The 10,853-nt window shown below is 56.8% G+C and carries 10 protein-coding genes; all 10 read left to right on the plus strand.

Features of this window, described 5'->3' with window-relative positions; all coding sequences use genetic code 11:
• The first annotated feature begins 96 nt into the window (after window positions 1-96).
• The 10 genes from trxA (at window position 97) to rffA (ending at window position 10,853) form a co-directional block, all read left to right on the plus strand.
• Window positions 97-423 carry a thioredoxin TrxA gene (gene trxA / locus ACJ8J4_RS17940; RefSeq protein ID WP_025304854.1) on the plus strand — a complete coding sequence of 109 codons (327 nt, stop codon included), beginning with the start codon at window positions 97-99 and terminating at the stop codon, window positions 421-423.
• Between the two features lie 400 nt (window positions 424-823).
• Entirely contained in the window at window positions 824-2,083 is a 1,260-nt protein-coding gene (rho, locus tag ACJ8J4_RS17945; protein ID WP_004934188.1) for a transcription termination factor Rho, read from the plus strand.
• 296 nt (window positions 2,084-2,379) lie between these two features.
• Window positions 2,380-3,477, plus strand: coding sequence for a UDP-N-acetylglucosamine--undecaprenyl-phosphate N-acetylglucosaminephosphotransferase (gene wecA / locus ACJ8J4_RS17950; RefSeq protein WP_025304855.1), 1,098 nt, complete (start codon window positions 2,380-2,382; stop codon window positions 3,475-3,477).
• Window positions 3,478-3,504: 27 nt separating this feature from the next.
• Entirely contained in the window at window positions 3,505-4,557 is a 1,053-nt protein-coding gene (wzzE, locus tag ACJ8J4_RS17955; protein WP_043142257.1) for an ECA polysaccharide chain length modulation protein, read from the plus strand.
• A gap of 86 nt (window positions 4,558-4,643) precedes the next feature.
• Entirely contained in the window at window positions 4,644-5,774 is a 1,131-nt protein-coding gene (gene wecB / locus ACJ8J4_RS17960; protein ID WP_043142254.1) for a non-hydrolyzing UDP-N-acetylglucosamine 2-epimerase, read from the plus strand.
• Window positions 5,771-7,033, plus strand: a complete 1,263-nt coding sequence (wecC, locus tag ACJ8J4_RS17965; RefSeq protein ID WP_043142251.1) for a UDP-N-acetyl-D-mannosamine dehydrogenase — start codon at window positions 5,771-5,773, stop codon at window positions 7,031-7,033. The genes wecB and wecC overlap by 4 nt, the downstream gene beginning before the upstream one ends.
• Window positions 7,024-8,097, plus strand: coding sequence for a dTDP-glucose 4,6-dehydratase (gene rffG, locus ACJ8J4_RS17970; RefSeq protein ID WP_187181939.1), 1,074 nt, complete (start codon window positions 7,024-7,026; stop codon window positions 8,095-8,097). The genes wecC and rffG overlap by 10 nt, the downstream gene beginning before the upstream one ends.
• Before the next feature lie 48 nt (window positions 8,098-8,145).
• Window positions 8,146-9,027 carry a glucose-1-phosphate thymidylyltransferase RfbA gene (gene rfbA / locus ACJ8J4_RS17975; RefSeq protein ID WP_043142249.1) on the plus strand — a complete coding sequence of 294 codons (882 nt, stop codon included), beginning with the start codon at window positions 8,146-8,148 and terminating at the stop codon, window positions 9,025-9,027.
• Entirely contained in the window at window positions 9,005-9,736 is a 732-nt protein-coding gene (gene rffC / locus ACJ8J4_RS17980; RefSeq protein ID WP_043142245.1) for a dTDP-4-amino-4,6-dideoxy-D-galactose acyltransferase, read from the plus strand. Before rfbA ends, rffC begins: the two co-directional genes overlap by 23 nt.
• Window positions 9,723-10,853, plus strand: a complete 1,131-nt coding sequence (rffA, locus tag ACJ8J4_RS17985) for a dTDP-4-amino-4,6-dideoxygalactose transaminase (protein WP_049203642.1) — start codon at window positions 9,723-9,725, stop codon at window positions 10,851-10,853. Before rffC ends, rffA begins: the two co-directional genes overlap by 14 nt.

The raw sequence follows: 10,853 nt of genomic DNA on the forward strand, positions 1-10,853 counted from the left end.
AAAGCACATCCGTTGAAATAAACGCGGTGCAATAAAATCACCTTGAGTTGGTTAATGCTACACCAACAAGGTAGACATAATCCTGTGGAGTAGAACATGAGCGATAAAATTATTCACCTGACTGACAGCAGCTTCGAAGCCGATGTGCTGAATGCGGAAGGGCCGATCCTGGTCGATTTCTGGGCTGAATGGTGTGGGCCGTGCAAGATGATTGCTCCGATTCTGGATGAGATTGCCGAAGAGTTCGAAGGCAAACTGACCATCACCAAGCTGAATATCGATCAGAACCCGGCTACCGCGCCTAAGTACGGTATCCGTGGTATCCCTACGCTGTTACTGTTCAAGAACGGTGAAGTGGCCGCGACCAAGGTTGGCGCGTTGTCCAAAGGTCAGCTCAAAGATTTCCTGAACGCGAATCTGTAATCGGGCGGGAAGCCCAGTATCAGGCGCCTGGCGGTGATGTTCAATTCACCGCTAGACGCCTGCCAAGAAGCGTGTTAAGTTTAACCACACTGCATATAGAACTTGCCCGAAGTTTTAAATCTAAAGAGTTTGAATCTAAAGCTATACTCTGTGTCGAACCACTGGCGTTGAAAGTAAACTGAACTCAGCCCGTGTTTTGGCAATCAAACGGTTTTGCAAAAATCATTTTTAAGGTACCTTCGATCTTCAACCGTCAATGCGTGCGCCCGATGTAAGCCATTTCTTACCGCGACGGCTCTGCGCCCGGTGATCGAACGTCCAGTAAACAGGCACGCATCTCGCTGCCATACCATTCACGATACAAGTTCGAGACATACCCCGAGTTTAAGAACCCACCACTATGAATCTTACCGAATTAAAGAATACGCCGGTTTCTGAGCTGATTACTCTCGGCGAAAATATGGGGCTGGAAAACCTTGCCCGCATGCGCAAGCAGGACATTATCTTCTCCATTCTGAAGCAACATGCGAAAAGCGGAGAAGATATCTTCGGCGACGGCGTGCTCGAGATATTGCAGGATGGATTCGGTTTCCTCCGCTCTGGAGACAGTTCCTACCTCGCCGGTCCCGACGACATCTATGTATCCCCTAGCCAAATCCGCCGCTTCAACCTCCGCACAGGTGACACCATTTCCGGTAAGATTCGTCCGCCAAAAGAAGGCGAGCGCTATTTTGCCCTGTTGAAAGTCAACGAAGTCAACTACGACAAGCCGGAAAACGCCCGCAGCAAGATCCTGTTCGAGAACTTGACGCCGCTGCACGCCAATTCCCGTCTGCGGATGGAGCGCGGCAACGGCTCGACCGAAGACCTGACGGCGCGCGTACTGGACCTGGCGGCACCGATTGGCCGCGGCCAGCGTGGCCTGATCGTGGCACCGCCGAAAGCCGGTAAAACCATGCTGCTGCAGAACATTGCGCAGAGTATCGCTTACAACCACCCAGACTGCGTGCTGATGGTGCTGCTGATCGACGAACGTCCGGAAGAAGTGACCGAGATGCAGCGCCTGGTGAAAGGTGAAGTGATCGCATCGACCTTCGACGAACCGGCTTCGCGCCACGTGCAAGTGGCCGAAATGGTAATCGAGAAGGCCAAACGCCTGGTTGAGCACAAGAAAGACGTGATCATTCTGCTTGACTCTATCACCCGTCTGGCGCGTGCCTACAACACTGTGGTACCGGCTTCCGGTAAGGTGCTGACCGGTGGTGTGGACGCCAACGCCCTGCATCGTCCGAAGCGTTTCTTCGGTGCGGCACGTAACGTGGAAGAGGGCGGCAGCCTGACCATCATCGCGACCGCGCTGGTTGATACCGGTTCTAAGATGGACGAAGTGATCTACGAAGAATTTAAAGGTACCGGCAACATGGAATTGCACTTGGCGCGTAAAATCGCCGAGAAACGCGTATTCCCGGCGATCGATTACAACCGCTCCGGTACCCGTAAAGAAGAGCTGCTCACCACCTCCGAAGAGCTGCAAAAAATGTGGATCCTGCGCAAAATCATTCACCCGATGGGTGAGATTGACGCGATGGAGTTCCTCATTAATAAGTTGGCGATGACTAAAACCAACGATGAATTCTTCGATATGATGAAACGCTCATAATTCGTTAAAAAATTCGCTGAACGCCACGCCTAGTCGTGGCGTTTTTCGCTTTTGGCAGATACGATAAGTAGCAGTAATGGAAAAGTAAGTTGTTTCCTCGACTTATTGAGAATTCATCTTGTTTGTCGGTCGGCGTTGCGTCGGTCGGCTTTGCTGCTGTCGTTTTGTCAGCCGATGCGAAGAAAATAGGCATGAATCACCGTTGTCATAGGAAATGACCGAAAGGTGGCGGGGGCCGATGGCACAAGCTATTGCCCGTGGTAAGCTGCCTTATCTTCTACAGAGATCTGTTAACTGTGAACTTACTCACTATGAGTACTGAAATTCTATTTGTTTTCCTGTTTTCTTTGGCTTTTCTCTTTGTTGCCCGCAAGGCGGCAAAACGTATTGGTCTGGTAGATAAACCCAATTATCGCAAACGCCATCAGGGGCTGATTCCTCTGGTCGGCGGTATTTCCGTTTATGCCGGATTGTGCTTCGCATTTTGGATCTCCGAACAGCCTATCGCGCACGCCAAGCTTTACCTCACCTGCGCCGGCATTCTGGTGTTTGTGGGCGCGCTCGACGATCGTTTTGACATCAGCGTTAAGATCCGCGCCCTGGTGCAGGCGTTGGTCGGCATCGCCATGATGGTGTTCGCCGGTCTGTATCTGCGCAGCTTCGGCCATGTGCTGGGCGACTGGGAGATGTTGCTGGGGCCGTTCGGCTATTTGGTGACGCTGTTCGCGGTATGGGCGGCGATCAACGCCTTCAACATGGTCGATGGCATTGATGGCCTGCTGGGTGGGCTGTCATGCGTTTCCTTCGGCGCGCTGGGTCTGTTGCTGTACCTGAGCGGTCACCATGAGATGGCGTTCTGGTGCTTTGCGATGATCGCCACCATCGTTCCCTATATTTTGCTCAACCTCGGCATCCTCGGCCGCCGTTATAAGGTGTTCATGGGGGATGCCGGCAGTACCCTGATCGGCTTTACCGCCATTTGGCTGCTGTTGCAAAGCTCGCAGGGCAAGGCACACTCGATTAACCCGGTGACTGCGCTGTGGATCATCGCTATTCCGCTGATGGACATGATAGCAATCATGTATCGTCGTTTACGCAAGGGGATGAGCCCCTTCTCTCCCGATCGTCAACATATTCACCACCTGATCATGCGCGCCGGCTTTACGCCACGGCAGGCTTTCGTATTGATCACCCTGGCGGCCGCATTGCTGGCGGCGGTGGGCGTGATCGGCGAACGCCTGACTTTTATCCCTGAGTGGGTTATGTTGGCATTATTCTTGCTTGCATTTTTCCTGTACGGTTACTGCATCAAGCGCGCCTGGCGGGTTGCGCGGTACATTAAGCGTATCAAGCGCCGGCTGCGGCGTTCGGGCGATAACAAGCAAGTACCTTAACCAGAGACCAGAGGCTTTTTGGCTGTGATGAATCCAGAAACAACGTCTGACAAGCATACCCCGGCGGTGGATAACGAACTCGATATCCGCGGCCTGTGCTGCACCCTGTGGCGCGGCAAACCGTGGATAATCGGCATTGCGGTGCTGTTCGCGGCGGTCGCGCTGATCGTCTCTTATCTGGTTAAGCAAGAATGGAGCGCGACCGCAATCACCGACAAACCCACAGTGAATGCGCTGGGCGGTTACTACTCCCAGCAACAGTTCCTGCGCAATCTGGATGTGCGCACGTTGCCGGCGGCGGCGGGCGATCAGCCGAGCATCGCGGATGAAGCGTACAATGAGTTCATCATGCAACTGGCGGCTTACGATACGCGTCGCGATTTCTGGCTGCAGAGTGATTATTACAAGCAACGTCAGGAAGGGGATGCCCGCGCCGATGCGGCGCTGCTCGACGAGCTGATCAACAACATCCTGTTCACGCCGCGTGACGACAAAAAAGTCCCGAACGACGGCGTGAAGCTGACGGCGGAAACCGCCGCGGACGCCAACCGCCTGCTGCGTCAATACGTGGCTTTCGCCAGCCACCGTGCTGCTCTGCACCTGAACGAAGAGATCCAAGGGGCATGGGCCGCTCGCACCACCTCGATGAAGGCGCAGGTCAAGCGTCAGGAAGCGGTGGCAGAGTCGGTTTACAAGCGCGAGCTGAATACCACGCAGCAGGCGCTGAAAATCGCTGAAAGCCAGGGGATTAGCCGCACGCAAACCGACACTCCGGCCGAGCAACTGCCGGATTCTGATCTGTTCCTGCTGGGCCGGCCAATGCTGCAGGCACGTCTGGAAGGCCTGCAGGCCTCCGGCCCGACCTACGATCTGGATTACGATCAGAACCGCGCGATGCTGGCGACGCTGAACGTTGGCCCGACGTTGGATGAGAAGTTCCAGACCTATCGTTATTTGCGCACGCCGGAAGAGCCGGTAAAACGTGACAGCCCACGCCGGGTATTCTGGCTGATTCTGTGGGGCGCGATGGGCGCTTTGGTTGGCGCGGGTGTTGCCTTGGCGCGTCGGCCGCGTAGTTAAAAAATAATATAATAATCTGATGCAGGGCGCGTGAGCTCCCCATTCGCAGGCGGTGCCTGCGATTAACCGACCAAAAGAGATTCGCTGTGAAAGTGTTGACTGTTTTCGGCACCAGACCTGAAGCCATTAAAATGGCGCCGCTGGTACATGCACTGGCCCAGGATGAGGCCTTTGACGCAAGAGTCTGCGTAACGGCACAGCATCGTGAGATGTTGGATCAGGTATTGCGGTTGTTTGAGATCACGCCGGATTACGACCTGAACATCATGAAACCCGGCCAGGGGCTAACGGAAATCACCTGTCGCATCCTGGAAGGGTTGAAAGGGGTGCTGGAAGACTTCAAACCGGACGTGGTGCTGGTGCACGGCGATACCACCACCACGCTGGCGACCAGCCTGGCGGCGTTCTATCAACGCATCCCCGTTGGGCATGTCGAGGCCGGGCTGCGTACCGGCAATCTGTATTCTCCCTGGCCGGAAGAGGCCAACCGCAAACTGACCGGCCATCTGGCGATGTACCATTTCGCGCCAACCGAGAACTCGCGCCAGAATCTGTTGCGCGAGCTGCTGCCGGACAACCGCATTTTCGTGACCGGCAATACGGTAATCGACGCGCTGTTCTGGGTGCGCGACCGCGTGATGAGTGATGCTGCGCTGCGCGCGGGCCTGGCACAGCGTTACCCGTTCCTCGACGCCGACAAGAAACTGATCTTGGTCACCGGCCATCGCCGCGAAAGCTTTGGCGGCGGCTTTGAGCGGATTTGCAGCGCGCTGGCGGAGATCGCCAGCAATCACCCGGAAGTGCAGGTGGTGTATCCGGTGCATCTCAATCCAAACGTCAGTGAGCCGGTGAATCGCATTTTGAAAGGCATCGACAACGTCATGCTGATCGAACCGCAGGATTATCTGCCGTTTGTCTATTTGATGACCCAGGCTTACATGATCCTGACCGATTCCGGCGGCATTCAGGAAGAGGCGCCATCGTTAGGCAAACCGGTGCTGGTGATGCGCGACACCACCGAACGCCCGGAGGCGGTAGATGCGGGCACGGTGCGTCTGGTCGGCACCGATGTGGCCAAAATTGTTGAAGCGGTGACCCGGCTGTTGACGGACGAAAGCGAATATCACGCGATGAGTCGGGCGCACAACCCGTACGGTGACGGGCATGCCTGTCAGCGTATCCTCGAAGCTTTAAAGAATCATCAGGTGAAACTATGAGTTTTGACACTATTTCGGTTATCGGCCTGGGTTATATCGGCTTGCCAACGGCGGCGGCGTTTGCCTCCCGCAAGAAAAAAGTGGTGGGTGTAGATGTTAACCAACATGCGGTAGATACCATTAACCGCGGCGCGATCCACATCGTCGAGCCGGATCTGGATAAAGTGGTCAAGGACGCCGTCGACGGCGGGTTCCTGCAGGCGGTGACCAAACCACGGGCGGCCGATGCGTTCCTGATCGCAGTGCCTACCCCGTTCAAAGGCGATCACGAGCCGGATCTGGCCTATGTCGAAGCGGCGGCGAAATCGCTGGCGCCGGTGCTGAAAAAAGGCGATCTGGTGATCCTGGAGTCCACCTCGCCGGTGGGCGCCACCGAACAAATGGCAGAATGGCTGGCGCAGGCGCGCAGCGATCTCAGCTTCCCGCAGCACGCGGGTGAAGCGGCGGACGTGAATATCGCCTACTGCCCGGAGCGCGTGTTGCCGGGGCAGGTGATGGTGGAGCTGATTCAAAACGACCGCGTGATCGGCGGCATGACGCCGAAGTGCTCGGCGCGCGCCAGCGCGCTGTACAAGATTTTCCTCGAGGGCGAATGCGTGATCACCAATTCGCGCACCGCCGAGATGTGTAAGCTGACGGAAAACAGCTTCCGCGACGTGAATATCGCCTTTGCCAACGAACTGTCGCTGATTTGCGCCGAGCAGGGGATTAACGTCTGGGAGCTTATCCGCCTGGCAAACCGCCATCCGCGGGTGAATATTCTGCAGCCGGGGCCGGGCGTCGGCGGTCACTGCATTGCCGTCGATCCGTGGTTTATCGTGGCGCAGAATCCGCAGCAGGCGCGCCTGATCCACACCGCACGCCTGGTGAACGACGGCAAACCGCTGTGGGTGGTCGACCGTGTGAAAGCGGCGGTGGCCGATTGCCTGGCCGCCACCGACAAGCGCGCGTCCGAGGTGAAAATTGCCTGTTTCGGCCTGGCCTTCAAGCCGAATATCGACGATTTGCGTGAAAGCCCGGCGGTAGAGGTGGCGCACCTGATCGCCGAATGGCACGTCGGCGAAACGCTGGCGGTGGAACCGAACGTCGAACAGTTGCCGAAGTCGCTGGCGGGCCATGTGACGTTGACGCCGATTGCCGAGGCGTTGCAGCAGGCCGATGTGATCGTGATGTTGGTCGATCACCAACAGTTCAGGGCCATCCGGCCGGAAGATGTAAAACAAACATGGGTTGTTGATACCAAAGGAGTATGGCGTTGAAACGTATTTTAGTTACCGGTGGTGCCGGTTTCATTGGCTCCGCAGTTGTGCGGCACATCATCGAGGCCACCGGCGACAGCGTGGTGGTGGTGGATAAGCTGACTTATGCCGGTAACCTCGAGTCGCTGGCGGTGGTGGCCGAGAGCGAGCGCTATGCTTTTGAGCAGGTCGACATCTGCGATCGCGCCGGGTTGGATCGGGTATTTGCCCAGTATCAACCGGATGTAGTGATGCACCTGGCGGCGGAAAGCCACGTCGATCGTTCTATCGACGGCCCGGCGGCCTTTATCGAAACTAACGTGGTTGGCACTTACACGATGCTGGAAGCGGCGCGCCATTACTGGCAGCCGTTGGCGGCGGAGAAGAAGCTGGCTTTCCGTTTCCATCATATCTCCACCGACGAAGTGTACGGCGACCTGCACGGCACCGACGATCTGTTCACCGAAACCACGCCCTATGCGCCGAGCAGTCCGTATTCCGCCTCCAAGGCGTCGAGCGATCATCTGGTGCGTGCCTGGTTACGCACCTACGGTTTGCCGACCCTCGTGACTAACTGTTCGAATAACTACGGTCCTTATCACTTCCCGGAGAAGTTAATTCCGTTGGTGATCCTGAATGCGGTAGCCGGCAAACCGCTGCCGGTATACGGCAACGGCGCGCAGGTGCGTGACTGGTTGTATGTCGAGGATCACGCGCGTGCGCTCTATCAGGTCGTGACCGAAGGCGTGGTGGGCGAAACTTACAATATTGGTGGCCACAACGAGCGCAAGAATATCGAAGTGGTACAGACCATTTGCGATCTGCTGGAGGAACTGGCGCCAAACAAACCAGAAGGCGTGGCGAACTACCGCGATCTCATCATTTACGTGAAGGATCGCCCGGGCCACGACATGCGTTATGCCATCGACGCTGGCAAAATCGATCGTGAGTTGGGCTGGCGGCCGCAGGAAACCTTCGAAAGCGGCATTCGCAAGACGGTAGCCTGGTACCTGGCTAACGAAACCTGGTGGCGCCGGGTGCAAGACGGCTCTTATGCCGGCGAGCGTTTAGGGTTGTCAGATTAATTTAACGCCGCGTCGCTCTGCGGCGGCGCGGCGGTTTTTGGAGTAAGTATGAAAGGTATTATTCTGGCTGGCGGTTCCGGTACGCGTCTGCATCCGATCACTCGTGGCGTGTCCAAGCAACTGCTGCCGATTTATGACAAGCCGATGATCTATTACCCGATGTCGGTACTGATGCTGGCGGGGATCCGCGACATTTTGATCATCTCGACCCCGGAAGATCTGCCGTCCTTCGAACGTTTGTTGGGTAACGGCGAACAGTTCGGCGTCAATCTCAGCTACGCTGCGCAGCCTAAGCCTGAAGGTCTGGCGCAGGCGTTTCTGATCGGCGAGGAGTTTATCAACGGCGATTCTTGCTGCCTGGTGTTGGGCGATAACATCTTCTTCGGCCAATCTTTCAGCCCGAAATTAAAAACCGTCGCGGCCCGCACCGAAGGGGCCACCGTGTTCGGTTATCAGGTCATGGATCCTGAACGCTTTGGCGTCGTGGAGTTTGACGGCAACTTCCGTGCGCTGTCGATCGAAGAGAAACCGAAGAAACCGAAATCCGATTGGGCGGTGACCGGTCTGTACTTCTACGATAGCCAAGTGGTGGAGTTTGCCAAGCAGGTGAAGCCTTCTGAGCGCGGCGAGCTGGAAATCACCAGCATCAACCAGATGTATCTGGAGCGCGGTGAACTGACCGTCGAGCTGTTGGGACGCGGTTTCGCCTGGTTGGACACCGGGACTCACGACAGTCTGCTGGAAGCCAGCAGCTTCGTGCAGACGGTAGAAAAACGCCAGGGCTTTAAAATCGCCTGTCTAGAGGAAATTGCCTGGCGCAACGGTTGGCTGGATGACAAGGGACTCAAACGTGCCGCCAACGCCTTGTCGAAAACCGGTTACGGTAAGTACCTGTTGGATCTGCTGCATGTGCGTCCACGCCACTATTGAGCCTTTGGCGTGGGAAAGCGAGTTTTTCGCGCTAGACAGCGCGAAACTCAGCTTCTCCTCCTCGGCTCCGGCGCTTGCCGAAGCCGATCTGGCGGCTTATGCCTTGGTGCAGGCCAAAGTCCCCGCTCAGCACCTTGCGTTGGCGGACGGTCTGGCTGATTTGGGATTTCGCCTGGTTGAGGGCGAGGTCGATCTGGTTCTGGCTCTTGAGCATGATCACGTGGTTGAACCGGGTTTCGTCGCCCAGACGTCCCGCCTGGCGGCAGAAGCCGATATCCCGGCATTGCGCACCGCGGCGGCTCAGGCGTTCACCGTCAGCCGCTTTCGTACCCCCTGGTATCAACCTGATGACAGCGGCCGGTTTTATGCTTTGTGGATCGAAAAGGCCGTTCTGGGCACCTTCGATCATCAGTGCCTGTTGGCGCTGGACGAACAGGGGCGGCCAGAGGGATTTGTCAGCCTGCGTGACATTGGCGGCCAGGAAATGCGTATCGGCCTGCTGGCGGCTTTCCCCGGCGTATCAGGCCGGGGCATTGGCACTCGGCTGATGACTGCGGCGCTGGCCGAATGTCGGCGGCAAGGAATGCAGCGCCTGCGGGTCGCGACCCAGACAGGCAATATCGCCGCATTACGACTCTATCAACGACAGGGTGCCGTGATTGAAAGCACCGCGTACTGGTTATACAGAGGTAGACATGATTCCATTTAACGCTCCACCGGTTGTTGGCACTGAACTGGAATATATGCAGGCTGCCATGGGCAGCGGCAAATTGTGCGGCGACGGCGGCTTTACCCGTCGCTGCCAGCAGTGGATGGAACAGCGTTTCGGCAGCGCGAAAGTGTTGTTGACGCCTTCCTGCACCGCGTCGTTGGAAATGGCCGCCATCCTGCTGGATATTCAGCCGGGTGACGAAGTGATCATGCCGAGCTTTACCTTCGTTTCAACCGCCAACGCCTTTGTGCTGCGCGGTGCCAAAGTGGTGTTCGTCGACCTGCGTCCGGACACCATGAACATCGACGAAACCAAAATCGAAGCGGCGATCACCGATAAAACCCGCGCGATTGTGCCAGTGCACTATGCCGGCGTTGCCTGCGAGATGGATACCATCATGGCGCTGGCGAAGAAATATAACCTGTTCGTGGTGGAAGACGCCGCGCAGGGTGTGATGTCGACCTACAAAGGCAAGGCATTGGGCACCATTGGCCATATCGGCTGCTTCAGCTTCCATGAAACCAAAAACTACACCGCCGGCGGCGAAGGCGGCGCGACGCTGGTGAACGATCCGGCCCTGATCGATCGGGCGGAAGTCATCCGCGAGAAAGGCACCAACCGCAGCCAGTTCTTCCGTGGCCAGGTCGATAAATATACCTGGCGCGACATCGGTTCCAGCTATTTGATGTCTGACCTGCAGGCCGCTTACCTGTGGGGCCAGCTGGAAGTGGCGGAACGCATCAACCAGCGCCGTTTGGCACTGTGGCAGAAGTACTACGACAGCTTCCTGTCGTTGGCAAAGGCCGGCCGCATCGAACTGCCGAGCATCCCAGCCGACTGCGTGCATAACGCGCACATGTTCTATATCAAGCTGCGTGATATCGAAGAGCGCACGGCCTTTATCGACTACCTGAAGGAAGCCGAAATCATGGCCGTGTTCCACTATATCCCGCTGCATGACTGCCCGGCCGGCGAACAGTTTGGCCGCTTTGCCGGCGAAGATCGTTACACCACGCAGGAAAGTGCGCGTCTGGTGCGCTTGCCGCTGTTCTACAATATGTCTGATGTCAATCAGCGTACGGTAATCAATACCATCCTGAGCTTCTTTGCCTGA

Source organism: Serratia sp. CY47280, from assembly GCF_052168655.1.
GTDB classification, from domain to species: Bacteria; Pseudomonadota; Gammaproteobacteria; order Enterobacterales; family Enterobacteriaceae; genus Serratia; species Serratia bockelmannii.